Source organism: Kangiella profundi, from assembly GCF_002838765.1.
Lineage (GTDB): Bacteria > Pseudomonadota > Gammaproteobacteria > Enterobacterales > Kangiellaceae > Kangiella > Kangiella profundi.
Genome location: NZ_CP025120.1, coordinates 249,619 through 275,752, shown reverse-complemented (window position 1 = coordinate 275,752; position 26,134 = coordinate 249,619). Strand labels below are relative to the sequence as shown.

The 26,134-nt window shown below is 46.1% G+C and carries 22 protein-coding genes, 1 tRNA gene and 1 pseudogene; 1 reads left to right on the top strand and 23 read right to left on the bottom strand.

Annotation, left to right across the window (positions count from 1 at the left end; translation table 11 throughout):
• Window positions 1-16: 16 nt before the first annotated feature.
• The 23 genes and pseudogenes from pnp to ndhC all read right to left on the bottom strand — a co-directional run bounded on the left by pnp (window position 17) and on the right by ndhC (window position 24,565).
• The gene (gene pnp, locus CW740_RS01300; protein WP_106645860.1) at window positions 17-2,137 is read right to left on the bottom strand and encodes a polyribonucleotide nucleotidyltransferase; all 2,121 of its coding nucleotides are present in this window, start codon (window positions 2,135-2,137) and stop codon (window positions 17-19) included.
• Window positions 2,138-2,221: 84 nt separating this feature from the next.
• Window positions 2,222-2,491, bottom strand: coding sequence for a 30S ribosomal protein S15 (gene rpsO, locus CW740_RS01295; protein WP_018623365.1), 270 nt, complete (start codon window positions 2,489-2,491; stop codon window positions 2,222-2,224).
• A gap of 154 nt (window positions 2,492-2,645) precedes the next feature.
• Window positions 2,646-3,200 (bottom strand): alpha/beta hydrolase, encoded by a 555-nt coding sequence (locus CW740_RS01290; protein ID WP_106645859.1) that lies wholly within the window; start codon window positions 3,198-3,200, stop codon window positions 2,646-2,648.
• A 25-nt stretch (window positions 3,201-3,225) separates the two neighbouring features.
• Window positions 3,226-4,152 carry a tRNA pseudouridine(55) synthase TruB gene (truB, locus tag CW740_RS01285; RefSeq protein ID WP_106645858.1) on the bottom strand — a complete coding sequence of 309 codons (927 nt, stop codon included), beginning with the start codon at window positions 4,150-4,152 and terminating at the stop codon, window positions 3,226-3,228.
• Between the two features lie 22 nt (window positions 4,153-4,174).
• On the bottom strand, window positions 4,175-4,543 hold the full coding sequence (rbfA, locus tag CW740_RS01280) for a 30S ribosome-binding factor RbfA (protein WP_018623368.1): 369 nt from the start codon (window positions 4,541-4,543) through the stop codon (window positions 4,175-4,177).
• A 21-nt stretch (window positions 4,544-4,564) separates the two neighbouring features.
• Complete coding sequence (gene infB, locus CW740_RS01275; RefSeq protein ID WP_106645857.1) at window positions 4,565-7,198, bottom strand: translation initiation factor IF-2; 2,634 nt, start codon at window positions 7,196-7,198, stop codon at window positions 4,565-4,567.
• A gap of 18 nt (window positions 7,199-7,216) precedes the next feature.
• Window positions 7,217-8,710, bottom strand: coding sequence for a transcription termination factor NusA (nusA, locus tag CW740_RS01270; RefSeq protein ID WP_106645856.1), 1,494 nt, complete (start codon window positions 8,708-8,710; stop codon window positions 7,217-7,219).
• Between the two features lie 43 nt (window positions 8,711-8,753).
• Window positions 8,754-9,206: a ribosome maturation factor RimP gene (gene rimP, locus CW740_RS01265; RefSeq protein ID WP_106645855.1), complete on the bottom strand. Its 453-nt coding sequence runs from the start codon at window positions 9,204-9,206 to the stop codon at window positions 8,754-8,756.
• A gap of 357 nt (window positions 9,207-9,563) precedes the next feature.
• Window positions 9,564-9,640: transfer RNA gene (locus tag CW740_RS01260), tRNA-Met, on the bottom strand.
• Between the two features lie 325 nt (window positions 9,641-9,965).
• Complete coding sequence (gene nuoN / locus CW740_RS01255) at window positions 9,966-11,396, bottom strand: NADH-quinone oxidoreductase subunit NuoN (protein WP_106645854.1); 1,431 nt, start codon at window positions 11,394-11,396, stop codon at window positions 9,966-9,968.
• Window positions 11,393-12,910: an NADH-quinone oxidoreductase subunit M gene (locus CW740_RS01250; protein WP_106645853.1), complete on the bottom strand. Its 1,518-nt coding sequence runs from the start codon at window positions 12,908-12,910 to the stop codon at window positions 11,393-11,395. Before CW740_RS01250 ends, nuoN begins: the two co-directional genes overlap by 4 nt.
• Window positions 12,911-12,977: 67 nt before the next feature.
• Window positions 12,978-14,996 (bottom strand): NADH-quinone oxidoreductase subunit L, encoded by a 2,019-nt coding sequence (nuoL, locus tag CW740_RS01245; protein ID WP_106645852.1) that lies wholly within the window; start codon window positions 14,994-14,996, stop codon window positions 12,978-12,980.
• Window positions 14,996-15,298: an NADH-quinone oxidoreductase subunit NuoK gene (gene nuoK / locus CW740_RS01240; protein ID WP_018623376.1), complete on the bottom strand. Its 303-nt coding sequence runs from the start codon at window positions 15,296-15,298 to the stop codon at window positions 14,996-14,998. Before nuoK ends, nuoL begins: the two co-directional genes overlap by 1 nt.
• Entirely contained in the window at window positions 15,295-15,975 is a 681-nt protein-coding gene (locus tag CW740_RS01235; protein ID WP_106645851.1) for an NADH-quinone oxidoreductase subunit J, read from the bottom strand. The genes nuoK and CW740_RS01235 overlap by 4 nt, the downstream gene beginning before the upstream one ends.
• A gap of 42 nt (window positions 15,976-16,017) precedes the next feature.
• Window positions 16,018-16,509, bottom strand: coding sequence for an NADH-quinone oxidoreductase subunit NuoI (gene nuoI, locus CW740_RS01230; RefSeq protein ID WP_106645850.1), 492 nt, complete (start codon window positions 16,507-16,509; stop codon window positions 16,018-16,020).
• On the bottom strand, window positions 16,506-17,546 hold the full coding sequence (gene nuoH, locus CW740_RS01225; protein ID WP_106645849.1) for an NADH-quinone oxidoreductase subunit NuoH: 1,041 nt from the start codon (window positions 17,544-17,546) through the stop codon (window positions 16,506-16,508). Before nuoH ends, nuoI begins: the two co-directional genes overlap by 4 nt.
• On the bottom strand, window positions 17,546-19,789 hold the full coding sequence (nuoG, locus tag CW740_RS01220; protein WP_106645848.1) for an NADH-quinone oxidoreductase subunit NuoG: 2,244 nt from the start codon (window positions 19,787-19,789) through the stop codon (window positions 17,546-17,548). The genes nuoH and nuoG overlap by 1 nt, the downstream gene beginning before the upstream one ends.
• Before the next feature lie 17 nt (window positions 19,790-19,806).
• Entirely contained in the window at window positions 19,807-21,102 is a 1,296-nt protein-coding gene (gene nuoF / locus CW740_RS01215; protein WP_106645847.1) for an NADH-quinone oxidoreductase subunit NuoF, read from the bottom strand.
• A gap of 14 nt (window positions 21,103-21,116) precedes the next feature.
• Window positions 21,117-21,611: an NADH-quinone oxidoreductase subunit NuoE gene (gene nuoE / locus CW740_RS01210; protein WP_106645846.1), complete on the bottom strand. Its 495-nt coding sequence runs from the start codon at window positions 21,609-21,611 to the stop codon at window positions 21,117-21,119.
• A gap of 2 nt (window positions 21,612-21,613) precedes the next feature.
• Window positions 21,614-22,867, bottom strand: coding sequence for an NADH-quinone oxidoreductase subunit D (locus tag CW740_RS01205; RefSeq protein ID WP_106645845.1), 1,254 nt, complete (start codon window positions 22,865-22,867; stop codon window positions 21,614-21,616).
• A complete protein-coding gene (locus CW740_RS01200; protein WP_227523904.1) occupies window positions 22,860-23,540 on the bottom strand; it encodes an NADH-quinone oxidoreductase subunit C in 681 nt (226 codons plus the stop codon). The genes CW740_RS01205 and CW740_RS01200 overlap by 8 nt, the downstream gene beginning before the upstream one ends.
• A gap of 97 nt (window positions 23,541-23,637) precedes the next feature.
• Window positions 23,638-24,114, bottom strand: a pseudogene (locus CW740_RS01195) (NuoB/complex I 20 kDa subunit family protein); the annotation flags it as partial.
• A gap of 94 nt (window positions 24,115-24,208) precedes the next feature.
• Window positions 24,209-24,565: an NADH-quinone oxidoreductase subunit A gene (gene ndhC / locus CW740_RS01190; RefSeq protein ID WP_106645842.1), complete on the bottom strand. Its 357-nt coding sequence runs from the start codon at window positions 24,563-24,565 to the stop codon at window positions 24,209-24,211.
• A 230-nt stretch (window positions 24,566-24,795) separates the two neighbouring features.
• Between ndhC and CW740_RS01185 the strand changes: the two genes are divergently transcribed.
• Window positions 24,796-26,085 (top strand): HD-GYP domain-containing protein, encoded by a 1,290-nt coding sequence (locus CW740_RS01185; protein WP_106645841.1) that lies wholly within the window; start codon window positions 24,796-24,798, stop codon window positions 26,083-26,085.
• Window positions 26,086-26,134: the final 49 nt, after the last annotated feature.

The window sequence follows — 26,134 nt, the reverse complement described above, 5'->3', positions numbered from 1 at the left end:
ACTGATTTGGCAAAAGTTACTCTGCGTTTGCAGGAGCTTCTTCTTGCGCAGGTGGATCAATTAAAGCTTTCATACTTAGACGGATACGATTCTGACGATCCACTTCCAGTACTTTAACTTTAACGACATCACCTTCTTTCAAGTAGTCAGTGACTTTATTCACACGCTCATGAGCGATTTGTGAAATATGAACCAGACCATCGCGTCCAGGAGTGATTTCTACGAAAGCACCGAAGTCCGCTAGACGAACCACTTTACCTTCAAACTCCATGCCCGCTTCAATTGGCATAGTCATCAACTTGATACGACGTACTGCTTCTGCAGCACCATCAGCATCAGATGAAGCGACTTTTACCGTACCGTCATCTTCGATTTCGATAGTAGCGCCAGTTTCTTCAGTAAGGGCACGGATGGTTGAACCACCTTTACCAATCACTTCTGAAATTTTGTCTACTGGAATCTTGATGGCAGTAATACGTGGTGCATATTGAGAAATATCATCACGTGGCTTGTCGATTGCCTGGTTCATCACGCTCAAGATATGAAGACGGCCGCCTTTTGCTTGATGCAGCGCCTGTTCCATAATTTCCTGAGTAATACCTTCAATCTTGATATCCATCTGAAGCGCAGTGATACCGTCTTGAGTACCAGCTACCTTAAAGTCCATGTCACCCAAGTGATCTTCATCACCCAGGATGTCTGACAATACAACAAAGTTGTCAGCTTCTTTAACCAGACCCATTGCGATACCAGCTACAGGAGCTTTCATCGGTACACCGGCATCCATCAATGCCAATGAAGTACCACAAACAGAAGCCATTGAGCTTGAGCCGTTAGATTCAGTAATTTCTGAAACGACGCGTATGGTGTATGGGAATTCAGCGATGCTTGGAACCATTGCTGCAACACCGCGTTTCGCTAGACGGCCATGACCGATTTCGCGACGCTTTGGCGAGCCCATAAAGCCAGTCTCACCCACACAGTATGGAGGGAAGTTATAGTGCAACATGAAGTGGTCTTTAGACTCACCCATGATACTGTCTTTAATCTGTGCATCACGCTCAGTACCCAAAGTTGCAAAAACCATGGCCTGAGTTTCGCCGCGCGTAAAGATTGCTGAACCGTGTGTGCGAGGGAAAACGCCAGTACGGATATCCAATGCACGAACCATATCTGGGTCACGACCATCGATACGAGGTTTACCAGAAATAATACGTGTACGAACCACTTCTTTCTCAATTGAGTGGAACACATCTTTAACTTCGTCGGCTGAAGGCTGACCTTCTTCGTCGCCCGCTAACGCTTCTACACACGCATCGGTTAATTCACCGATCTTGGCATAACGCTCAGCTTTATCAGCAATCTGATATGCTTCTTCGATTGCAGCAAAAGAATGATTTTTTACAGCATCGTGTAGAGAAACATTTTTCTCTGGAGCTGACCATTCCCACTTAGGCTTTGCAGCTTCTGCAGCAAATTCTTTAATCGCCTTAATGGCAACTTGAGATTCCTGGTGACCATACATTACAGCACCAAGCATTACACTTTCAGGTAATTCATCAGCTTCTGACTCAACCATCAACACAGCACTTTCTGTACCGGCAACCATCAAGTCTAATTTTGAATTTTTTAGTTGAGTTACTGACGGGTTTAATACGTATTCGCCATCAATGTAACCCACTTGCGCAGCACCAACAGGACCATTAAACGGAATGCCTGAAATTTCTAATGCCGCTGAAGCACCTAACATGGCAACCACTTCGGTAGGTACATCCTGATTAATCGAAACAATCGTAATGACGATTTGAACTTCGTTCACAAAACCCTCTGGGAATAGAGGACGTAAAGGACGGTCAATAAGACGTGCGATTAACGTTTCTTCGTCTGATGGGCGCGCTTCGCGCTTTAAGAAACCGCCTGGGATTTTACCCGCAGCATATGTTTTCTCTGTGTAGTTTACTGTTAAAGGGAAGAAATCCTGACCTTCTTTGGCTTCTTTCTTACCAGTTACAGCTACAAACGCAGTTGTTCCTTCGCAGTCAATAACTACTGCACCAGTCGCTTGACGAGCAACACGACCCGTTTCCATCGTGACCGTACGGCCACCGTATTCAAAAGATTTTTTTGTATATTCCACAGTATTTTCCTATTTAAGTTTCAACACTTTCAGAACCCACATCGTCTGAAAGCAAAAAGGGGCCTAAAGGCCCCTTTATTCTTTTTAGCGACGCAGACCTAATTTCTTAATGAGGTCAGAGTAGCGGTCTTGATCTTTGCGTTTCAAATAATCAAGCAACTTACGACGCTGGCTAACCATACGCAACAAGCCACGACGCGAGTGGTGGTCATGCTTATGCACTTTAAAGTGATCTTGCAAATGGTTAATTTGCGCAGTCAATAACGCTACTTGTACTTCAGGAGAACCAGTATCGCCTTCACCGCGTGCGTGTTCTTTTACAATCTCAGCTTTCGCTTCAGGACTTAGTGACATATTTTTTACTCCAAATTTCAGGGACTTGCCCAAGTTTTTAAACAAGACCGGCCAATCACTAATTCAGCCAGTCAAATGAATGCGGGATTTTACCTTAGTCACTCACCATTCAGCAAGCGATAAAGCGCCAAATAGCCCGTTTTTATTGAGATTTTTACTGATTTACCGCATCTTTTAGCGGCAAATCAATTGTGGATTCGATGAAGCATTGCCTAAGAAACTGCTCAAAGCAGGACTCTGTTTCTGGGAGCTTTTCGCGCAAGCGGTGTCCGCCATCGAAAATATGCAGATTTGCGCCGGCTGCGTGGGCAAATTTAATGACATTTGCTACGGGTACAATGTCATCTTTCCAACCATGAACAATGGTTACCGGGCATTTTACCTTTTCAAGCTCTGCTTCCGCATAGCCGTCCAGGTAAATAGCAGGCGATATCAAAAACATGCCCAACGGATGATTTTCAATACCGGCTACAGCAGAAACATAGCCACCCATACTGGTTCCTACCAAAACATAAGGGCGTTGAAGGTTAGCCAAATGATTATTCAGCTTAACTACTCGTTCGTTTGTAGGTAAGCGCCGATAATCCAATGATTCGACCTCAAACCCCATACGTTCAGCAATTTTCGACAATGCCTGGATACGACTTCCTTTCGGACCACTAACTTTACCGTGAGAGAAAATTACCAGTGGCTTTTCAATTTCAGTCATTACCCTTAATCCTTATCTTTCATTTTTATACACTCGCCTCATCGGTTCTGATCAGGCGGCTTGGTGCAACTTTGCCATCATCATTGATAACACCCACACCAATAAATTGATTATCATGGAGTAGACCAACACTACCGTCTACTGGCACTCCGGCAATCTGAACAGCCTGCCCAAGCCTGATATAGTAGGCTTCATCATCCGTTAACTGGACGAGGGGCATATGGCTCAGGGCCTGCTCAACGGGAACTAGCAGTTCATCCATTTCCAATTTGGCATCTGCTTGTTTTAATTCTTCAAGGTGTGCCATTGAAACGGTCTGCTCAAGAGTAAAACCCCCAACTGCAGTGCGGCGTAATTCTAACACATGTGCACCACAACCCAGCTCATCACCAATATCTTCGACCAGATTTCGTACATAAGTTCCCTTTGAACAATGTACATCCAGAACAAATTCGTCGCCGCTAAAAGCCACCAGCTCAAGTGAGTAAATGTCCACTTCGCGTGCGTCCCTTTCAACCTCAATACCTTTGCGCGCCAACTTATAAAGAGGCACGCCATCTTTCTTTAAGGCTGAGTACATCGATGGAACCTGGCTGATAGTACCTTTAAATTGTTGCAGTAATTTGACAAGTTGTTCTTCCGTTACATCAACTGGCTTACTTTCGATCACTTCACCTTCGCGATCAGCTGTGGTGGTCTTTTCACCCAGCTTTGCTGTTACACGATATTTCTTATCGGCATTGAGCAGATATTGCGAAAACTTGGTAGCCTCGCCAAAGCAAATGGGTAACACACCGGTTGCAATCGGATCCAATGCACCTGTGTGGCCTGCTTTTGCGGCAAAATACAAAAACTTGGCTTGTTGCAGCGCTTTATTGGAAGTAATGTCGGTGGGTTTATCCAATAGCAGGATGCCCGTAATATCGCGACCGCGTTTACGACGTCTGCCCATGGTCTTTCTCCGGAAATCTAAACTATGATTTTTTCGACTCGTCTTCTGAAATGGCCTTTTCAATCAAGGATGACATTCTTTGGCCTTCAACAATCGACTTATCAAATAAAAAGCGCAGGCTTGGAACACTACGCATACGAATGGATTTTGCTAATTGAGAGCGCAGAAAACCAGCTGCGCCAGAAAGAACTTCCAGCGCTTGCTTAATTTCCTGCTCATCGTCTTTACCTAAAAAAGTCACAAACACTTTCGCATTCTGAAGATCACTGGTGACCTCTACAGCAGAGACAGTGACAATTCCCAATCGAGGGTCTTTCACTTCTCGTTGTAGCAATACCGCCAACTCACGTTGGATTTGATCTGCAACTCTTTGTGCGCGTGCTTGTGACATTTTTATCTACCCAATTACAAATTATAGAGTACGTTGAACTTCAACAATCTGGAACACCTCGATCTTGTCTCCAGGCTTCACATCATTGTAGTTCTTAACACCGATACCACATTCCATGCCATTACGAACTTCGTTCACGTCATCTTTGAAACGGCGCAGCGATTCCAGCTCACCTTCATAGATAACAACATCATCACGTAATACACGGATTGGATTATGACGCTTAACAACGCCTTCAACTACCATACAGCCAGCAATTGCGCCTAACTTAGGCGACTTAAAGACATCACGAACTTCTGCCAAGCCAATAATTTCCTGACGCGATTCTGGTGATAACATACCACCAAGTGCCGCCTTAACTTCTTCAATTGCTTCATAAATAACACTGTAATAACGGATTTCAACAGCTTCTTTTTCCGCCAACTTACGAGATGCCGAATCTGCACGAACGTTAAAGCCGATAATGATCGCATTTGAAGCTGCAGCTAGAGAAACGTCGGTTTCTTTAATGCCGCCAACACCACTGGAAATCACTTTGACTTCAACTTCTTCAGTCGCCAAGTCAACTAATGACTTATTCAAAGCTTCAACCGAACCCTGTACGTCTGCCTTGATAATAACGTTGAGCTGTTGTGTTTCCTCATCGTTACCCATGTTGGCAAACATATTTTCAAGCTTGGCTTTCTGCTGACGCGCCTGGAATTCTTCACGCTGTTTTTGCTCACGACGATCTGCAATTTCACGTGCCGTACGCTCGTCCGCAACTACAGTCGCTTCATCACCAGCCACCGGAACTCCTGATAAACCTAAGACTTCTACCGGAATTGATGGACCGGCTGATTCAATCGACTCACCGTTTTCATCCAGCAAGGCGCGAACACGACCATAATGGGTGCCGGCCAGTAAGATATCGCCTTTGCGTAATTGACCTTTCTGAACCAGGACAGATGCAACCGCACCACGCCCTTTGTCAAGACGCGCTTCAATAACGAAACCTTTTGCTGCACCTTCATCTGTCGCTTTCAATTCCAATACTTCTGACTGCAGCAGAATTGAATCAAGAAGCTCATCAACGCCCTGACCACTTTTCGCAGAAACGTGAACAAACTGCACATCACCACCCCAGTCTTCTGGGATAACATCATGTTGTGATAGTTCGTTCTTAACGCGATCAGGATCAGCTTCTTCCTTATCAATCTTGTTCACCGCAACAATCATCGGTACGCCAGCTGCTTTAGCGTGCTGAACTGCTTCTACAGTCTGTGGCATTACGCCATCATCGGCCGCAACAATTAGAACTACAATGTCAGTAACTTCCGCTCCACGTGCACGCATTGCTGTAAACGCTGCGTGACCTGGGGTATCCAGGAAAGTGATCATGCCCTTATCAGTTTCAACATGATAAGCACCGATGTGCTGGGTAATACCACCCGCTTCGCCTGATGCTACGTGACTGGCACGAATGTAATCCAGTAGCGATGTTTTACCGTGGTCAACGTGACCCATGATGGTTACCACAGGAGCGCGAGGTTTTGTTTCACCTGTTTCATCATGCGCTTCTGATAAGGCTTTTTCTTCCATCTCATTCTCATTGACGAGTACCGGCTTGTGGCCCATCTCTTCAACGATCAAGCTGGCAGTTTCCTGATCAAGCGATTGGTTGATAGTGGCCATAACGCCCACTTTCATCATTGCTTTCATGAGTTCCGGTGCTTTAACCGTCATGGCTTTAGCAAGCTCACCGACCGTAATGGCTTCCGGGATCTCTACTTCATGAATAATAGTATCTGTTGGTTTCTTGAAACCGTGTTTTTTCATAGCTTCTGGTGCCTGATATACTTTCTGTTCAATCACTACACCGCGCTTACTGTCTTCAATTGCACCTGCAACCAGGTCCACATCTGAAGTTTTCTTTTTACCTTTCTTACGTTTCTTTTTGCGATGCCCGCTCTTCTCTTCAAAGTCAGCTATAGACATTGGCTTAACTGGACCTTTAGGCTTGCTAGGCTTTTTAACAACAACATCTTCATCGTCATCATCGTCAAAGCGTGACTTTGATTTTGGCTTAGCCTTAGAAGGCTTGCCTTTCTTATCGTCCTTTTTCTCTTCACGTGCCGGCTCAGCTTTTTTCGCTGGCTTTTCTTCTGGCTCGTTGTCCTCTTCGTCCTGCTTAGATTCTTGAGCTTTCTTTTTAGCCTCTTCTTCGGCTTTACGCTTGGCTTCTTCTTCAGCCTGACGCTTAGCTTCTTCTTCGGCTTTACGCTTGGCTTCCTCTTCAGCCTGACGCTTAGCTTCTTCTTGCGCTTTACGCTCAGCTTCTTCTTCCGCCGCTAACTTAGCTAACTCTTCGCTAGAACGTTTTACGTAAGTGCGTTTTTTCTTTACCGCAACCTGTACTGATTTTTTCTTACCTTCAGCACTCGTCACACTTAAAGTACTCTTTTGCGTACGGTTAAGAGTAATTTTCTTCGGACCAGTACTTTCAGAACCACCATGGCTTTTTTGCAAATAAGCCAATAAAGACTTTTTCTGCTCATCCGTAATGGCATCTTCGGGACCTTTAACTTTTATTCCAGCTGCCGACAATTGCTCCATTAGTTTTTCAACTGGAGTTTTGACGGTTTCAGCCAGATCTTTTACTGTAATTTTCGACATTCGCTATCCCCCGCTATATTATTCCTGCTCCTCGAACCAAGGAGCACGCGCGGTCATAATCAACTTCGCGGCACGCTCTTCATCAAGTTCATCGATTTCTACAAGCTCATCCACTGATTGCTCTGCTAAATCTTCCATCGTTACAATGCCTTTGCTCGCTAGAACAAACGCCAGGTGACGATCCATACCTTCCATATTTAATAAGTCTTCTGCTGGCTCTGATTCTTCCAGCTGTTCTTCACTTGCAATCGCTTTTGTTAATAGCACGTCTTTAGCACGTGATTTCAAGGCTTCCACTAGGTCTTCATCGAAACCTTCAATTTCAAGCATTTCAGATTGTGGTACATAGGCTACTTCTTCAAGAGTGGTGAAACCTTCTTGAACCAGTATGTCTGCCAAATCTTCATCCACACCCAAGTCCGCCACAAACATTGACACGATTGACTCAGTTTCTGACTGATTCTTAGTGGCGAAATCTTCTTCAGTCATCACATTCAATTCCCAACCAGTTAACTCACTGGCTAAACGAATGTTTTGACCATTTCGACCAATCGCCTGCGCTAACTGATCTTCACTGACCGCAATATCCATGCTGCGTGAATCTTCATCAACAACGATTGAAACTACTTCAGCAGGTGCCATAGCGTTAATCACATATTGCGCTGGATTGTCATCATAAAGCACGATATCGATTCGCTCACCATTTAACTCGCCAGTAACGGCCTGTACACGAGCACCACGCATGCCGACACAGGCACCTACCGGGTCAATACGTTTATCATTGGTTTTAACTGCAACTTTAGCGCGTGAACCTGGGTCACGAGCTGCGCCTTTAATTTCAATAACTTCTTCGCCAATTTCCGGTACTTCAATTCGGAAAAGCTCTTCCAGCATTTCTGGACGAGTACGGCTTACAAATAGTTGTGGGCCACGGTTTTCAGTACTGATGGCATATAACAAACCACGTACACGATCACCAGCTCGAACTGTTTCACGAGGCATCATTTCTTCTCGCTGGATTACCGCTTCAGCGTTATTACCCAAATCGATAAAGATATAGTCACGAGTTACTTTCTTCACAACGCCAGTTACCAGCTCGCCTACTTTGTCGCGGAAAGCCTCAACAGTTTTTGCGCGCTCAGCTTCACGAACTTTCTGTACGATAACCTGCTTTGCAGTTTGTGCAGCAATCCGACCGAATTCAATAGATTCAATCTGCTCTTCAACGTAATCACCTAACTGTATCTCAGGATCTTCAACCTGAGCAGCTGACAATGTTGTTTCAGTCAAAGGATCTTCAACCGCATCATCGGCTACCACTGTCCAACGACGGTATGTATCGTAATCACCGGTTTGACGATCAATATCAACACGTACGTCAATATCAACGCCATGCTTTTTCTTTGTGGCAGTGGCCAGGGCAGCTTCAATAGCGCCAAAAATAACTTCAGGCTGTACATCCTTCTCATTCGATACAGCTTCAACCACTAACAAGATTTCTTTATTGCTCATACGTGTTAACCTTTAATCAATACCTGATATTCATCAATTAAGACTAAAACTTAGGGATCAAATGCGCTTTATCAACTTGCTGGCAATTGATCTCATAAACTTCACCATCGACTCGAAGCGTCAAAATTCCCGCCTCAACCTGCTCGATAGTCCCTTTAAACTTGCGTCGGCCATTTAATGGCACTGACAGTTTCACTTCAGTGTCTTCACCCACATAGCGGGCAAATTGCTGCTCATTAAACAATGGACGATCCATTCCTGGTGATGAAATCTCCAGGTTGTACAGTCCCTTAATAGGGTCTTCTACATCGAGTACGCCACTCACCTGATGGCTAACTTCAGCACAGTCATCCACTGAAATACCATTTTCGTGATCAATAAACACCCTCAGTATCGAGTGCTTGCCTTGAGAAAGGTACTCTAAACCCCAGAACTCAAAGCCAGCTGCTTCAACTGCCGGGCGAATAATATTTTCTAAATCAGCATTTCTAGCCATCAGTAACTCTATAACTCTTTGCTTTAACAAGCTTTTTTTACATACAAAAATGGGCCTAAAAAGGCCCATCAGCAAAATGATTCATGTGATGGGTCAAAGGCAGCGCCATTGCCCACTTGAGCTTCAATCTAAAAAACAGCTCAGAAAAAATAAGGCCCCTATGAAGGGGCCTTATTATTATATTCATCAATAAAGCTCAGTCAATTTATATTCTCTGAGCAAATTAAGGAACTTATGTCCTTAACTTAAAAGTGGTAGCGGGATTGGGTTTTAACCAACGACCTTCAGCGGCTGCGCCGAGTGAAAAGCTGAGACCGACATCGTCGGGCATCCTACCAATAGCTTCTCACTTAAATTTGGTAGCGGGGGCTGGATTTGAACCAACGACCTTCGGGTTATGAGCCCGACGAGCTACCAGGCTGCTCCACCCCGCATCAATTCTTTCTAGAGAACTAACTTATAAGCTTCTGGTAATGCTCATAAGCCTCAGGCCGTTCGACCTTCGCCTCTCTCGGTTTGGAGCCCTTCAGTTACTTAGCCACTCCATCCCGTATCAATTCTTTTCGATACTTATAAACATCTGGTCTTATTTATAAGTTGGGATTTTCTTGAAAATTTCAAGCTAGCTCCCAATCGACAGAGCGGCATTATACGCATTTATAATGTTTTGACAAGGGGGGTTAAGATTTATATTCAGTATCTTTTTTATAGCACCCAAGTTTTAGTCAAGTTGCTTTTATGATTTCGAACGCTTTTACTCTAGAGGTACTGAAAAGCTTGGCGGCAAACTTCCAGAAGCTGTGCCGGGAATAAACCAAGTGCAACTACCGCAACGGCTGTAATACCCAAGGCTAAACGTAGCTCACGCTCTGCTTTAACTTTGATTTCACTGTCCGGGCTATCAAAAAATATCACTTTAACCACCTTAAGGTAATAGAAAAGCCCCACCACTGACATAAGCGCTGCCAATACAGCAAGCCAGACTAAATCGGCTTCCAATATTGCTCGAATGACTTCCAGTTTCGCCCAGAACCCAACAAACGGTGGAATACCTGCCATCGACAGAAATAGGGAACTTATTAACAGGCCTCCCCAGGGATTACGTTGCCCGAGTCCTTTTAGCTCACTGATTAAATGAACCTCGCTCTTTCCTTTGGCCAGGTAAATCAAACAACCAAAGCCTCCTAACGACATAATGGCATAGGTAATGATGTAAAAGAATGAAGCAGAATAACCGGCACCTGTTCCAGCAATTATTCCAAGCAGGAAATAACCCACATGAGCAATCGCCGAATAGGCTAGCAGTCGTTTGATGTTATCCTGAGCCAGCGCCACCAGATTACCTATTACTATCGACAATGTGGCCATGATGATCAGCATTCCTTGCCAGTCCAGCAATACCTGCTCAAAGCCATATCCTAAGATTCGAATAATCAATGCAAAAGCTGCAATTTTGGGCGCTGAGGCAATAAAGGCAGTCACCGATGTTGGCGCACCATGATATACATCTGGTACCCACATCTGGAACGGCACAGCTCCAAATTTAAAAGCCATCGCAACCACCATAAAGACCAGACCAAAGCGTAACGTCAGGCTGGCCTGATTAGTTTCTAAATAGAGCGCAATATCAGTGATGTGTATTTTGCCCGTAACCCCGTAGACCATAGACATTCCATACAGCAGGAAGCCGCTGGCAATTGCTCCCATCACGAAATATTTGACTGCAGCTTCAGAGGCAAGAGTTGAGTGTCTGTGCATAGCAACTAATGCGTATAAACTGAGCGATAACAACTCAAGCCCAAGGTAAAGAGTCAGCAGGCTGCCACCCCCCGCCAGTACCATCATGCCAAGAACGGCAAATAGATGGAGTATAAAATATTCGCCACGCAAGATTGGTCGTTGCAAAATATAAGGGCGCGCAAACATCATGCCAACCATGCTTAAAGCAATTACGCTGACTTTAACAATACCCGCCATGGGGTCGAGAATAAAATGGCGTTGATAGAGGTGGTACTGCAAGTCAGGAAACTGCGCAATGACCATAACACCAGTGATCATCAGGCTAAGTTGCGCCAGTCGATAAGTTTGCAAACGATCCAAGTCTTTTGAAAAGACATCTATCAGCAACACAATACAGGTTGCTGTTAATAAAAACAGTTCCGGCAACATCGGCATCAAATCAATGTTCATCCAAGCCCCCCGATTTTAGTCAATGTTGCTGATTCAATAATTTTTTCAAGGCTTGGCTGCATAATTTCAATCAATGGTTGCGGATAGACGCCCAGGGCAATAATCAGAATCGCCAAAGTAAACAGAACTAAACGTTCACGCTTAGTTACATCCTCAAGTCGGGCAACGGCTTCACTGGCTGTCTTGCCAAAAATGACACGCTTATAAACCCACAGGCTGTAGGCCGCCGCAAGAATTAGTGTCAGGGCTGCCACCATCGCAATTCGCCAGTCCGCCTGGAACGAAGCAATAATGACAAAGAATTCTCCCACAAAACCTGATGTGCCAGGTAGTCCCGCATTTGCCAGAATAAATAACATTAACAGCGAGGCAAAAATAGGCATCGAGTTTACGACGCCACCATAATCAGCAATCTCACGACTGTGCATGCGGTCATACAACACGCCAATCGAAAAGAATAGAGCTCCTGAAACTAACCCATGCGAAATCATTTGTACCATAGCTCCCTGCAGAGCCATCGACTGTGCCTGGCTGGCTGTCAAATATACAATAATGAAGGTACCGAGCGTAACAAATCCCATATGCGCTATCGACGAATAGGCGATTAGCTTTTTCATATCTTTTTGCGCCAAGGCAACTAGGCCGATATACACAATTGCAATAAGGGAAAACAAAATAATCCAGTATGCATATTCCGCCACAGCGTCGGGAGTCACAGGCAAACTGAATCTTAAAAAACCATAACCGCCCATTTTCAGCATTATTGCTGCCAGGATCACTGAACCGCCAGTTGGTGCTTCAACGTGAGCATCCGGCAGCCAGGTATGCACCGGGAACATCGGAATTTTTACAGCAAAGGCCACCAGAAAAGCAAAGAAAATCCATTTCTGCTCGGTTAATGATAAGGGTAGCTTCTGCAAGTCACTAATGGCAAAGCTATCAGCCTCGCGGCCCATATAGATCAGTGCCACCAGCATGAAAATTGAACCGAAGAAAGTGAACAGGAAAAATTTAACGGTGGCATAAACCCGGTTGGGACCACCCCAGATTCCGATCAACAGAAACATCGGAATCAACATTGCTTCCCAGAAAACATAGAACAGAATGGCGTCTTGCGCGGCAAACACCCCATTCATAAGACCAGTCAACATCAGCACGGCGGCAAAGTATTGCGACTGACGCTTTTTGATTGCAGCTGTTGCACTTATAAGTACCAAAAGGCCAATCAGACTGGTCAAAATAATCAGCGGCAGCGATATGCCATCAATCGCCAGGGCATAGTGAATATTTAGCGAAGGAATCCAACGGCTGCTTTCTAGGAACTGCATCTGCGCGGTATCAGTAGCAAATGCCCAGGCTAGCCAACAGCTTAAAAATAACGTGAGGATGCCGAGTAAAAGACCTAGGCGCTGGCTAACCGCCAGTAGTCGGTCACCCGGCCCAAACATAATCACCAGTCCACCAATCACGGGGATCCAGATCAACAAACTGAGGATGGGGAGTTGTTCTAACATAGTGTATTACTCTTCATCCTTTTGTTTTGTTGGTTTGAAAATTGATGATGCATCACAATATCCCACATTAATTTCGCAGCATCAGCCACAATAGAAGCGCTATTAGTCCGAGCACCATGACCAGTGCATAATGATACAAATAACCTGTTTGCAGCTTGCGCAATTTTTTGCCGATCCGGCCTACCGTCTGAGCACCACTGTTAACGATTCCATCATCGATGACAGCCTTATCGCCGTATTGCCAAAGCATATCGCCCAGCGAGTAAGTCCCTTTGGCGAAAACTTTCTGATTGATTTCGTCAAAATAATATTTTTTCTGTAACAGCTGATTCATTGGACTGAGGATCTTTCCAGCAGCGGTTCCCCACCCCGGTTTCAACCAGATAAATATCACGGAAATAATGACACCAAGTAGCATCAACCAGAAAACCGGTGTCATGAAGCCATGTATGGCAAAACTCATGGCACCTGTAAACTCCTCACGAAAAGCCTGCATGGTATCGTGACTCGCCAGCACCGTTATTGACTCAGCAAAATAATTACCATCCAGCATTGGTTGAGTCATAATCCAGCCAATCACCAGTGATGGAACCGCTAACGCTATTAATGGCCAGGTGATGACTCGTGGCGACTCGGTTATCTGGTTTAAATGCTCGTCATCCAGTGCACTTTTGCCATGGAACACCACCAGCAACATACGAATACTGTAAAGCGCTGTGACCACCACTCCAGCCATTACTGCAAAATAGGCAAAACTGGCGGCTGGTCCCTGCGCCACAGCAGTTGCCATAATAATGGCATCCTTTGAATAGAACCCGGCGAAAAATGGTGTACCAATCAAAGCCAGAGTTCCTATCAAGGTGGTCCAGTAGGTCAATGGTAAGCGCTTATAGAGGCCTCCCATTTTTCGAATATTCTGTTCGTGATGCAGGGCTACAATAACGGAACCGGCTCCGAGGAAAAGCAGTGCCTTGAAAAAGGCGTGCGTGAATAGATGGAAGATTGCTGCGGAATAGGCGGAAACCCCAAGCGCCACAACCATGTAACCCAATTGAGATAAAGTGGAATAGGCGATAATTCGCTTAATATCGTTCTGTACAATCGCTACCAGCCCCATGAATAAAGCTGTGATGGCACCGATAATGGTTACTACCATTAAAGCGGTTTCCGAAAACTCGAACAATGGAGACATACGCGCCACCATGAAGACGCCAGCGGTAACCATTGTCGCCGCATGAATCAAGGCAGAAATTGGAGTTGGGCCTTCCATCGAGTCAGGTAGCCATACATGCAGCGGCACCTGTGCCGATTTACCCATGGCACCGATAAACAGGCAGATACATATAAACGTAATAATTGGCCAACTGGTATCACCCCAGGCCACAAAACTTCCATCAAGACTCATCAGGCCCAGCACATTTTCAGCACTACGTTCACTGATTTGCATAATCTCTTCGGCCTGCCCCATGGTTTTAAAAATAGGAGCATAATCAAAAGTACCAAAGAGCAGGAAAATCGCCCCAATGCCCAGGATAAACCCAAAGTCACCGACACGATTGACAAGAAAAGCCTTCATATTGGCGAAAATGGCTGTTTCTTTCTGATACCAAAAGCCAATTAGAAGATAAGAAACCAGACCAACCGCTTCCCAGCCAAAGAATAATTGCAGGAAGTTATTGGCCATTACCAGCATCAGCATCGAGAAAGTAAACAGTGAGATATAACTAAAGAAGCGCTGATAACCATCGTCATCATGCATGTAGCCAATCGAATAGATGTGCACCATCAGACTGACGAAAGTAACCACCACCATCATTAGTGCACTTAAGCTATCAATCATAAAGCCAATCTGTATGGATAACTCCGAGAAACTGGCCCAATGATAAACCGTTAAATCAACTGGCTCTGCGTTACCGTAGAGATAACCCCAGAAGACTCTGAGTGATAGAATGAATGATACAGCCACACCAAGAATTGTTAATCGATGCGTTAAACGCTTACCCAGCCGCTTGCCTAACAGGCCTGCCAGTATGGCCCCTAACAATGGAGCCAGCACAATCAATAATAGCTGGGTCTGCATGCTCATTAGCCTTTCAACTCCCTAAGCTCTTCGACATCGATATCTTTGTTACTGCGGAACAGTACAACCAGAATAGCTAGACCGATCGCTGCCTCAGCTGCAGCTACTGTCAAAATGAAGAACACAAAAATTTGGCCAACTTCATCATTTAAGTAGCGGGAGAAAGCAATAAAGTTGGTGTTTACCGCCAGTAACATCAGTTCGATGCACATCAACAGAGTGATGACATTCTTCCTATTAATCACGATCCCAATCACGCTGATTGAGAACAAAATGGCGCTGACCATCAGGTAATGCGTCAAACTCATGAAGATTCTCCCTTTGTCCGGCCACTATTTTTATCCACTGCTTTTTCCGAATCATCCGTTTCCGACTCATCATCCTGCGCCACCTCTGCATCCATCTTGATGATGTGCAGACGCTCATCCTTGCTGGCTCTGTGCTGGCTAGGCACGCTTTGGCCGCGGCGCTCGCGACGTCCACGGAAGGTTAATGAAATGGCAGCGACGATGGAAACCAGAAGAATTACACCGGCAATCTCAAATGCATAAAAGTAGTCGGTGTAGAGCAACAAACCTAGACTTTCCACGTTACTATGATCCGCAGCATGTTTGGCTGGCTCTGGCATTGCCTCTAATCCAAATACTTCGCCGCGTAGCACCCAGTAAAGTCCAATCAACAAGCCAATGGCAATTAGAATGCCCAGAGGAACATAGCGCGTGAAGCCCTGTTTTAAACTGGCAAAGTCTACATCCAGCATCATGACCACAAACAGGAACAGCACCATCACGGCACCCACATACACCAGCACCAGAGCTACAGCCAGAAACTCAGCTTCCAGCAACATCCACAGTACAGCCGCCGAGAAAAAAGTCAGCACCAGGCATAACACCGCCTGCACCGAATTGCGTACAGTCACAACGCCAAGCGCTGACACTATGGTCAGCGTGGCGAAGACATAAAATACAATTTGCTCAACGGTCATAGCTGCTCTTTTTTCTCTACTTTTCTTTTGGTTCGGCTTTGCTTAACGGTATTTAGCATCTTTTGCCCGGTCCTCAGCAATCATGACTTCATAGCGATCACCAATCGCCAGTAATTGCTCTTTGGTCAGTATATTGTCGCCACGTTTTTCAAAGTGGTAATCAAAAATTCGTGTTTCTACGATGGAATCTACCGGACAGGACTCTTCACAAAAGCCACAGTAGATGCACTTAAACATATCGATTTCGTAGCGCGTTGTGCGACGAGTACCATCCTTCTCCCGTGGACCGGCCTCTATCGTAATCGCTGCCGCAGGACAGACTGCCTCGCATAACTTACAGGCAATGCAACGCTCTTCTCCATTTGGGTAACGACGCAATGCATGCAGACCTCTGAAACGCGGCGATTGTGGTGTTTTTTCTTCCGGATACTGCACCGTCACTTTGCGCTTACGCAAATGTGCCCAAGTGATTCTCAGGCCACGAATCAGCTCAATCAGGAAGTAGCTACGGAACCAGCGACGCATTCGACTCATAGGACACCTCGCCCAGTGAACCATGGGCCGACGCCAGCCTTAATCATAAAGGTCAGAATAATCAGCCACACCACCGTGACCGGAATAAACACCTTCCAGCCAAGGCGCATCACCTGGTCATATCGATAGCGTGGGAAGGTTGCGCGCAACCAGATCATCATAAACAGGAACCAGGCCGCCTTAAGCAGTAACCAGACAGTGCCTGGAATCCAGTCGGTTGCCGCTTCCAGATAAGGTATGCCCATAAAAGGATTGAGCCAGCCGCCAAAAAAGAACAAGGCGGTCAGCACAGAAATAAGGATCATATTGGCGTATTCCGCGAGGAAGAACAGGGCAAAACCGATCCCCGCATATTCCACATGAAAGCCAGCAACAATTTCCGACTCGCCTTCTGGTAGATCAAATGGTGCGCGATTGGTTTCAGCCACACCGGATATCCAGTACACCGCCAAAATTGGCAGCAATGGAATCCAGTACCAGTGCCAGAACGGCCCTTCCTGAGCTTTGACAATCTCACCGAGATTCATCGAACCCGATGCCATCAGCACCGCTACAAGAGCAAAACCCATAGCAATTTCATAGGACACAATTTGCGAGGCGGAGCGTAATGAACCTAACAGCGCATATTTCGAATTTGAAGCCCAGCCTGCGATGATCACCCCATAAACCGCAATAGAAGTCATCGCCAGAATGTATAGCAGGCCCACATTAATATCGGCCAGCACCAACTCAGCGTTAAACGGAATAACTGCCCAGGCAGCAAATGATGGAGCGATGAATAGAACGGGGGCAATCAGGAATAATAGTTTATTAGCACCGGAAGGAATGACAATTTCCTTCATCAATAACTTTATGACATCAGCTATCGGCTGTAGCCAGCCCTTAGGCCCAACGCGATTTGGCCCGAGCCGTAACTGCATATAGCCAATCAGCTTTCTTTCAGCGAAGGTGGTGTAGGCCACCGCCAAAATCAACGGCAATAAAATCAGACTGATCTTAAAACCAATCCAGAGTCCGTCTACAATCATATCGATCATTAGACGCCCCCCAGAATATTATGGAATGGACTGAGTTTAGGTCGTTTTAATCCTTCTTTGCCTTCGGCAAGAGCTGACTTTTGCAACGCTTTGGCGCGTCTAGTCCAGCAGTCCACCTGATAGATATTTAGTGGTTCAGGACATTGTCCATCGGTTGGCAAGCTCTCGGGACATTGCCAGCGTGCTTTAATTCGATCACCAACGGCCCCCATACGCCCCTTCACTTCCTGCATCACATCCTGCGCTGACACATAGTCAAAATTCTTTAATTCGAGCAGATTGCCCATGACACGCAATACTTTCCAGGCGGGTTTTGCCTGACCCGGCGCCTGAACGCAGGCATTAAAGTCCTGCCAATGACCATTAACATTGACGTACGAGCCGGGGCTTTCAAGATAGGTCGCAATTGGCAGGATCACATCGGCATACTCAAACGCTTCGTCATCCGTATAACTGGTTAAAGCAACCACAAATTCACTAGCCTGCAGGCTTGCTTTAGCCTGCTCCGCATTAACGGCTTCTTTACCAATTTCAGTCTTAAGTAAAATGAAGGCTTTCTTACCTTCGGCAAGCATCTGCTGAGCAGTTTGGCCGCCTTCCTCAACATCTGCACCACCCGGGCCACGATGCGGAATAGCACCGGCAAGATAGGCACCGGCACTGTTACCGCCATGCGTCATGATGCCGAAAGTTGCGCCTGATAGCCCGGCAATGGCACGACACAGCATTCGTAGAGTGGCCGCATGACTGAACTCTAATGCCGCTAATCCTAACACCACACCGGAACTCTCAGCTTTCTGTAGCATTTTGGCGATATTAATATGGGACTGCTCGACCTTAATCTCAGCCAATAACTCGTCTAATCCCTCATAACCCAGGCCATCTGCAGAGATGTCCTCAGACGCCATCGCTTCATCCAGTAGATACTTGGCTACACCAGCCACCTGCTGAAGCCAGTCTTCTGGAGTAGCTTCTATTTCATGTAACACGTTAAAGTTATTGTAGACTTTACGCGCATTGATGATGGCAATCTGCCCATGTCGGGTTGCTTTTCGCACTCGTAGCGCAGCCAGTGGCTGGTCCTTTCGCAAATCACTTCCCACCAACAGGCAGGCATCCAATGCTTCTAGCTCTGAAAGCTCAATGCTCAGTTCTGGGAACAACGACTCGTTATCCTGCATTGAGTAATCGCTGATGCGGATACGGTGATCAATATTGTTAGAGCCGAGGCCACGAATCAGCTTCTGTAGCAGGTACATTTCCTCGGTTGTAGCACTCGGGCTGGAGATGGCTCCGATATGCTCTGCGCCATCAGTCTGCGCAATCATATTCAGCTTACTGGCAACTTTGTCCAGTGCCGTTTCCCAGTCAGTGGCCTGCCACTCGCCATTAACTTTCAGCATTGGTTCCTGCAGTCGGCGATTATCATTGTCGCGCATGGTCACCGCTTCGTAGGAGTAACGGTCGCGATCTGACAACCAGACTTCATTAACAGCTTCGTTTTCTTTTGGTACAACCCGAATAACCATGTTGCGATGGGTATGCACATGCAGGTTCGCGCCAATACAGTCATGCGGTGACACTGAATCATACTGGGTCATTTCCCAGGCACGCGCACGATAGCGCGATGGCTTAGCGGTCAATGCGCCGACAGGACATAAATCAATAATATTGCCCGATACTTCGGAGTCCACAGATTTTTCGATGAAAGTGGTGATTTCCATATGCTCACCACGTCCAGTAGCACCCATTTCACGGATGCCTGCAATTTCACGGCCAAAGCGAACACAGCGGGTGCAATGAATACAACGCGTCATTTCCGTTTCAATCAAAGGCCCTATGTCCTTGTCGACAACGGCACGCTTCCCTTCACAGAAACGTGATACATCGCGTCCATATCCCATCGCCAGGTCCTGCAGCTCACACTCACCGCCCTGATCGCAGATAGGACAATCCAGCGGATGGTTAATCAGTAAAAACTCCATCACCGACTTCTGACCCCCCTCAGCCAAATCAGACTGGGTCTTTACAACCATTCCGTCTGATATCGGAGTTGCACAGGCTGGCAATGGTTTTTTGACGCCTTCAACTTCAACCAGGCACATCCGGCAGTTGGCGGCTATTGATAATTTTTTGTGGTAACAAAAACGAGGAATGGTGATGCCATTGGCATCCGCCACTTCGATAATCATTGAGCCTTCTTCGGCTTCAATTTTTCGACCATCGACTTCAATCGAAATCATAAAATCATCGTGCCTCGTTATTCATTAACAGCGTGTTTTGCGGTTTGCTCTTGAGTAGCAACCGCTTGCTTAATCTTCGCTTCAAATTCATCTTTGAAGTGTTTTATAAAACTTTGTACTGGCATGGCTGCAGCATCACCTAGCGCACAAATAGTTCGCCCCATAATATTGCCGGCAATTTCATCCAGATCTTTCAGATCACTCTCTTTACCCTGCCCATTGGCGATACGATGAATCATGCGTGACATCCAGCCAGTGCCTTCGCGACAAGGTGTGCATTGCCCGCAGGACTCTTCGTAATAGAAATGAGCAATTCGACCAAGCACCTCAACCATATCCGTATCTTCATCCATGATGATTACGGCACCTGAACCGAGCATTGAACCTGCTTTGCCAATCGCGTCATAATCCATGGTGATATCCATCATCACATCCGCTGGCAACACCGGAGCACTAGAGCCTCCCGGAATAACCGCCTTAAGTTTCTTGCCATCCTTCATGCCGCCAGCCATTTCCAGCAAATCTTTGAAGGGTGTACCTAGTCCAATTTCATAATTGCCCGGTTTGTTAACATGGCCTGACACGGAGAAGATTTTAGTACCACCATTATTCTCTTTGCCCAGTTCCAAGAACCACTTACCACCCTTCTCGAGGATGACAGGCACCGATGCAAAACTTTCAGTGTTGTTGACATTAGTTGGGCGACCAAACAAACCGTAATTGGCCGGAAATGGAGGCTTAAATCGAGGCTGACCTTTTTTGCCTTCGAGTGATTCCAGTAATGCAGTTTCTTCACCACAGATATAGGCACCGGCACCAATGTGACTATGCAAATCAAAGTCCACTCCAGAGCCTAAGATATCCTTGCCTAGCAGGCCCTCTTTATAAGCTTCTTCCAGTGCCTGCTCAAAGCGTTCAATTGGCTCGTAGAATTCACCGCGCATATAGTTATAGCCAACGGTTGCGCCCATGACATAACCACCAATTGCCATCCCCTCTATCAGCTGATGAGGATTAAAACGCAGAATATCACGGTCCTTGAATGTGCCTGGCTCACCTTCATCAGAATTACAGACCACATACTTTTGACCCGGCGCGTGTCGCGGCATAAAACTCCATTTCAGTCCGGTTGGGAATCCAGCACCACCACGGCCGCGCAGAGCAGAAAGTTTTAATTCTTCAATAATCTCTTCCGGTGACGTTTTCTCTGCCAGAATTTTTCGCCATACACGATAGCCCCCCGCTGACTCATAAGTCTTAAGCGTCCAGGGCTTATCCAGGTGCAATGTTCTAAAACAGACTTCGTTTGCCATTAATTGACTAACCTCTAACTCAGATCGCGGATCAGATCCGCCATCTTTTCTACGGTTAAATTTTCGTGATACTGCTTATCGACTTCCAGCATTGGTGCACCACCACAGGCAGCCATGCATTCGACTTCTTTTAAAGTGATTCGGCCATCTTTAGTGGTCTGGCCCGGCTCAATACCGAGTTCATCTTTGAACCATTGCTTCAAGTCGCCACTTCCAGCGAGCATACAGGACACATTGGTGCATAATGAAACCACGTGCTTTCCACCTGGCTCCAACCGAAACATCGAATAAAAGGTCGCCACTTCATAGGCACCAATATGAGGTATTTCCAGATAGTCAGCTACCGCATCCATCGCTTCGCGACTTAAGTAACCCAACTCTTCCTGTACTATGCTAAACACAGGAATGATCGCTGAACGCTTTCGTTCAGTGGGGTACTTCGCTATCCAACGGTCAATTTGCTTGATTGACTCAGCGGATACCATTTCTGTTAAGTCATTAGCGCTCATGGTTATCGATCAATCTCTCCGAATACGATGTCCTGTGTACCGATTATCGCTACCACATCCGCCAGCATGTGCCCCGAAGCCATTTCATTCATGGCACTCAAGTGAGCAAAGCCTGCGGCGCGAATTTTGACGCGATAAGGTTTGTTTGCACCATCAGACACCAGATAGACCCCGAACTCGCCCTTCGGATGTTCTACGGCAGCGTAAGCCTCACCTTCAGGAACACAATATCCTTCGGTAAATAATTTAAAGTGATGAATCAGCGACTCCATATCATGCTTCATGGTCTCACGATCCGGTGGAGTCACTTTATGATTTTCTAACATGACTGGCCCGGAATTTTCACGCAACCACTGCACACACTGACGAATAATCTGGTTCGACTGTCGCATTTCTTCGATCCGCACCAGATAGCGGTCATAACAGTCGCCAGTTTTGCCAATGGGAATATCGAAATCCATCCGGTCATAAACTTCATAAGGCTGCTTTTTACGCAGGTCCCAGGCAATTCCAGAACCGCGCAGCATAGGGCCGCTGAAACCTAATTGCAGAGCACGCTCAGGACTTACTACACCAATTCCTACAGTACGCTGTTTCCAGATTCGGTTTTCAGTCAGCAGCGCCTCATATTCATCGACACGATCCGGGAAGGTTTCTGTAAAGTCCCAGATGAAATCCAGCAGAGAACCCTGTCTATTTGCATTAAGCTCTTCAGCTTTCCGCTCACTGGTAAATGGCGATACCTTGTACTGAGGCATTTCATCAGGCAGATCCCGGTACACACCACCCGGACGGAAATAAGTCGCATGCATGCGTGCGCCACTGACAGCTTCATAACAGTCCATCAATGTTTCACGCTCTCGGAATGCATATAAAAATACCGTCATGGCACCGATATCCAGCGCATGAGCACCCAGCCACATCAGGTGATTCAATATGCGGGTAATTTCAGAGAACATGACACGAATATATTGCGCTCTTTCTGGCGGCTTAATGCCCATTAATTTTTCAATCGCCAGCACATAAGAATGTTCATTGCACATCATGGATACATAATCGAGTCGATCCATGTAGCCGATGCTTTGATTGAAAGGTTTGCTCTCAGCCAGTTTTTCGGTAGCTCGGTGCAACAATCCCACATGTGGGTCTGCGCGAACGACTGTTTCGCCATCCATTTCCAGAATCAGACGCAATACGCCATGGGCCGCTGGGTGCTGCGGGCCAAAGTTAATGGTGTAATTACGAATTTCAGCCACGCTTGCCTCCCTGTTCAGGACTGCTCACATAGATAGTGGGATCCTTTTCTTTGCGGATTACCCGCGGCACCAGTACACGCGGCTCAATGGAAACAGGCTCATAAACACAACGCTTCTGTTTAGCATCATAGCGGAGTTCAACATTGCCGATTAAAGGGAAGTCCTTGCGGAAAGGATGGCCGATAAAACCATAGTCAGTCAAAATTCTTCGTAAGTCTGGATGGCCTTCAAATAAGATGCCGAACAGATCAAACGCCTCGCGCTCATACCAGTTTGCACTGTTCCAGACAGTCACCACCGAAGGCAACATGGGACGATTATCCTGCACAAAGCATTTCACTCTTAATCGGCGGTTATGAATAATAGATAGCAAATGATAAACCACTGCAAAACGTTCACGCTGCCATTCTTGATGAACCGCTGAACTGGTCGCTTCACGCGCGCGCCCAAAGCCGGTCCCGGTAGCTTCAGTAGTAGCCCACTCGTCCTGACCGTAAGTCAGATAATCCACAGCGCTCAGATCAATCAGCTGTTCGAATTTCAGGTCGTCATGGTCACGTAGTTCCTTGGCTACCTCGATCAGATCATCTTTAGCAACCTCAATGGTGACTTCGCCAAAGGCTTTATCACAGGCTATCAGCCTGTCACCAAAAATCTCACCCAGAGTGTTCATTAATGATTTAGCCAAGCGACACCCCTTCATTGTTTTTTGATTGAGTTAGCTCGGCAACATCATCTGATTGCTCGCCATTTGTTGAATTTGCCATTGAACGAGGGATTACTTTCTGGCGACGAATCTTGTTCTGTAATTGAATAACTCCATAGAGCAGTGCTTCAGCGCTCGGTGGACAACCGGGCACATAGATATCAACAGGAATGATGCGATCACAACCGCGCACAACAGAATAGGAATAATGATAATAGCCGCCACCGTTAGCACAGGACCCCATTGAAATCACCCACTTGGGATCAGGCATCTGGTCATAAACTCTGCGTAGGGCTGGCGCCATTTTATTGGTCAAAGTACCGGCCACAATCATGACATCGGACTGGCGTGGGCTGGGTCTGAAAACCATCCCAAAACGGTCCATGTCATAACGTGCCGCGCCCGCATGCATCATCTCAACTGCACAGCAGGCGAGACCAAAAGTTACTGGCCACATGGATCCGGTACGCGCCCAGTCAAAGAGTTCTTTGATACTGGTCGTTACAAATCCGTCACCCTGTAATTGTTTCTCCAGTCCCATTGCAGTACCTATTCGCCCAATCGCTAACGATTAGAAAAAGGATGAACCAAGCAGCCGTTTGCCTCAATCTTAAAGCTGCTGATTAAGTCAAAAATCATTCCCACTCCAGGGCTCCTTTCTTCCATTCGTAGGCAAATCCAATCAATAACAATAATAAAAAAACGCCCATGCTGATAACCCCGAACCAGCCCAAGTCATCAAACACCACCGCCCATGGAAATAGGAAAGCAATTTCCAGATCAAAAATAATGAATAAAATAGCGACAAGATAAAATCGCACATCAAATTTCATTCGCGAATCTTCAAAGGCATCAAAGCCACATTCAAAGGCTGTTTCTTTTGCGGGATCAGGATTGGTTGGGCTGGCGAAATATCCGACTAGTAGCAGACCTGCGCCGAATAACAGCCCAATGATGATAAAAACGAGGATTGGTGCATATTGTTCAATCATAAATTTATGAGTCTCATGCGCGCCCTGTTTCCTTATTTATCAATAAGTTTTTACTTATTTTCGGAATACCTTACCAGCAGTTCAGGGATTTGGCTAGCCCCTCAATCCCCACCAATCTGGTACGCTTATATGCATTACAACACAAACTTACAAAAATGCGCTATAGAACGCTTTGCTATTTACAGGAATTATTTTAGTATGGATTCATATGACTCAAGTAATGTATCTCGATGATTTTTAAACGAAGCAAAAAAGAGCAAGACGATACTTCCAAGGTGCGGGATACGGGCATTCAAAAGAAAAAACGTACCCACCTGGTAAAAATCAAGATCCCTGTTGACGAACTTACCCTTGGCATGCAGATTGCTGAGTTGGATCGTCCTTGGACTGAAGTGCCGGTATTGTTTCAAGGTTTTCCGCTGCAGAATCAGGAAGATCTGGATACGCTTGCAGTGTACTGTAATCATGTTTATGTCGAGCTAGATGAAGACTACTGGGAAACCATTAAGCATGACTATCCAAATGCTGAATACAAGCAATCCCGTTCAGAAGCTGAGGAAGCTCGCCAAAGTTTGCAAGATGAGCTACCAAGAGCTGAACGTATTTTCAAAGCTTCAAAAGAAAGCATTAAGAACTTACTGGATGCCGTAAAGAATAATAAAGCTATCGATATTGAAGAATCGAAACAGCTGGTTTCGGAATGCGTCACCAGTATCTTAGCCAACCCAAATGCCATGTTCTGGTTGTCACGCATTAAAGACAGTGATGAATATACTTCCGAACACTGTCTGCGCGTCAGTATTATGGCTATTGCTTTCGGTCAGATGCTTGGCTTCAGTCACCAGGAACTCGAATCAATCGGTATGTGTGGTTTATTGCACGATGTCGGTAAAATGAAAATTCCTCCGGAAATTCTCAATAAGCCTGGTCCTTTAACCGATGATGAATTCAAGGTCATGAAGGAGCACACGGTACTTGGCTATATCTTCCTCAAGCAACATGGTGGCTTTGATGAAATCGTTGCCGACGTTGCCCACGCTCATCACGAACGTGTAGACGGCAAAGGTTATCCGCAGCGCCTTGAAAGTGAACGCATTGGCATGTACGCCAAAATTATCGGCATTATTGATGCCTATGATGCCATAACAAGCGATCGCTCTTTCCGTGATGGTCTGGCTCCATTGGAAGCTCTTGGCATTCTGTTCAAAGAAAGAGGCACTCACTTTGATACGGAGCTTGTTGAGAAGTTTATTCAAATGGTTGGCATTTACCCTCCAGGAAGTCTGGTGGAGATGACCAATGGCGAAACCGGAATTGTACTTGCGGCCAACCCAGACCAGAAACTGAAGCCAAAAATTGAAATCATTCTTGATCCTGAAGGCAAGTTCAGACGCCCTATCGTTATCGATCTCACCAAAGAGCAATACGATAAAGACAATAAGCTTTATGCCATTAAAAAGCCTCTGCGTGACAGTGCAAGAGAAATCAATCTCGAGGACTTTATTAGAGGTAACGGCTAAGTCTTTATTCTGACAGGAATAATTCCCTCTAAAATATCGCTTGCACCCT

Bases quoted from the DNA above. Each gene is read 5' to 3' on its own strand.
- CW740_RS01250 (WP_106645853.1), bottom strand. From the start codon at position 12,910: ATGTTAGAACAACTCCCCATCCTCAGTTTGTTGATCTGGATCCCCGTG.
- nuoG (WP_106645848.1), bottom strand. From the start codon at position 19,789: ATGATTTCGATTGAAGTCGATGGTCGAAAAATTGAAGCCGAAGAAGGC.
- CW740_RS01200 (WP_227523904.1), bottom strand. From the start codon at position 23,540: ATGAACACTCTGGGTGAGATTTTTGGTGACAGGCTGATAGCCTGTGAT.
- CW740_RS01290 (WP_106645859.1), bottom strand. From the start codon at position 3,200: ATGACTGAAATTGAAAAGCCACTGGTAATTTTCTCTCACGGTAAAGTT.
- nuoL (WP_106645852.1), bottom strand. From the start codon at position 14,996: ATGAGCATGCAGACCCAGCTATTATTGATTGTGCTGGCTCCATTGTTA.
- CW740_RS01235 (WP_106645851.1), bottom strand. From the start codon at position 15,975: ATGACCGTTGAGCAAATTGTATTTTATGTCTTCGCCACGCTGACCATA.
- nuoF (WP_106645847.1), bottom strand. From the start codon at position 21,102: ATGGCAAACGAAGTCTGTTTTAGAACATTGCACCTGGATAAGCCCTGG.
- CW740_RS01185 (WP_106645841.1), top strand. From the start codon at position 24,796: ATGATTTTTAAACGAAGCAAAAAAGAGCAAGACGATACTTCCAAGGTG.
- rbfA (WP_018623368.1), bottom strand. From the start codon at position 4,543: ATGTCACAAGCACGCGCACAAAGAGTTGCAGATCAAATCCAACGTGAG.
- nuoK (WP_018623376.1), bottom strand. From the start codon at position 15,298: ATGAGTTTGACGCATTACCTGATGGTCAGCGCCATTTTGTTCTCAATC.
- nusA (WP_106645856.1), bottom strand. From the start codon at position 8,710: ATGAGCAATAAAGAAATCTTGTTAGTGGTTGAAGCTGTATCGAATGAG.
- nuoN (WP_106645854.1), bottom strand. From the start codon at position 11,396: ATGAACATTGATTTGATGCCGATGTTGCCGGAACTGTTTTTATTAACA.
- nuoI (WP_106645850.1), bottom strand. From the start codon at position 16,509: ATGAGTCGAATGCGTCGCTGGTTCCGTAGCTACTTCCTGATTGAGCTG.
- ndhC (WP_106645842.1), bottom strand. From the start codon at position 24,565: ATGATTGAACAATATGCACCAATCCTCGTTTTTATCATCATTGGGCTG.
- nuoH (WP_106645849.1), bottom strand. From the start codon at position 17,546: ATGATCGATATGATTGTAGACGGACTCTGGATTGGTTTTAAGATCAGT.
- rpsO (WP_018623365.1), bottom strand. From the start codon at position 2,491: ATGTCACTAAGTCCTGAAGCGAAAGCTGAGATTGTAAAAGAACACGCA.
- infB (WP_106645857.1), bottom strand. From the start codon at position 7,198: ATGTCGAAAATTACAGTAAAAGATCTGGCTGAAACCGTCAAAACTCCA.
- rimP (WP_106645855.1), bottom strand. From the start codon at position 9,206: ATGGCTAGAAATGCTGATTTAGAAAATATTATTCGCCCGGCAGTTGAA.
- truB (WP_106645858.1), bottom strand. From the start codon at position 4,152: ATGGGCAGACGTCGTAAACGCGGTCGCGATATTACGGGCATCCTGCTA.
- nuoE (WP_106645846.1), bottom strand. From the start codon at position 21,611: ATGAGCGCTAATGACTTAACAGAAATGGTATCCGCTGAGTCAATCAAG.